General features: G+C 64.5%; 1 protein-coding gene. It reads right to left on the minus strand.

Going from position 1 to position 853, the window contains the following annotated elements; genetic code table 11:
- Positions 1-853: calcium-binding protein (locus AC1DZP_RS36270; RefSeq protein WP_477309168.1), on the minus strand; the 853-nt coding region annotated here is incomplete at both ends.

An 853-nucleotide genomic window follows, 5' to 3' on the forward strand; every position in this document is an offset into this window, starting at 1 on the left:
TCCAGACTGTCATTGCCGGCGCGGCCTGAGAGCACGTTGTTGTGCGTGTCGCCGCGGAGCGTGTCGGCGAAATTGCTGCCACCAAGGTTTTCAATGCCGGAAAAGATGTCGCCGAATGCATCGCCCCGGTTGGCGCCGGCGTTGGCCAGGTCGGCAACTACGGATTTGGCCGCGCTGGCATAGCTGGCGCAATCAAGCCCGTCGCCGCCGACAAGCCGGTCAGCTCCCGCGCCGCCGTCAAGCACATCGTTGCCGGCGCCGCCATCCAGCCTGTCATTGCCGGCGCGGCCTGAGAGCACGTTGTTGTGAATGTCGCCGCGGAGCGTGTCGGCGAAATTGCTGCCACCAAGGTTTTCAATGCCGGAAAAGATGTCGCCGAATGCATCGCCCCGGTTGGCGCCGGCGTTGGCCAGGTCGGCAACCACCGAATTGGCTGCGCTGGCATAGCTGGCGCAATCAAGCCCGTCGCCGCCGACAAGCCGGTCAGCTCCCGCGCCGCCGTCAAGCACATCGTTGCCGGCGCCGCCATCCAGCCTGTCATTGCCGGCGCCGCCGACAAGCTGGTCAGCTCCGGGTCCCCCGTGGAGCTCGACAGCTCCGGGCGGGCCGGCGTGGGTATAGGCGATGTAATTGTAGGAGCTTGCATATTGCTGGTTGAACTGCTTCGAGCCTTCGAGCCAGGTGCCCTCCACCCCGCCCTCGAAGACGATGTTGCCGCGCTGCAGGTATGTTGCGTCGCCGGTGTGTTGGTAGACAAAGCCGAACCCGTTCACGATCAGCATGTTCAGGTCGGCGGCCGGCACATCCTGCTCCCCGGTGGCGGACGTCTCGTCGATATATTGAAACGCCTTAG

The organism is Mesorhizobium sp. P2_F8, from assembly GCF_056403655.1.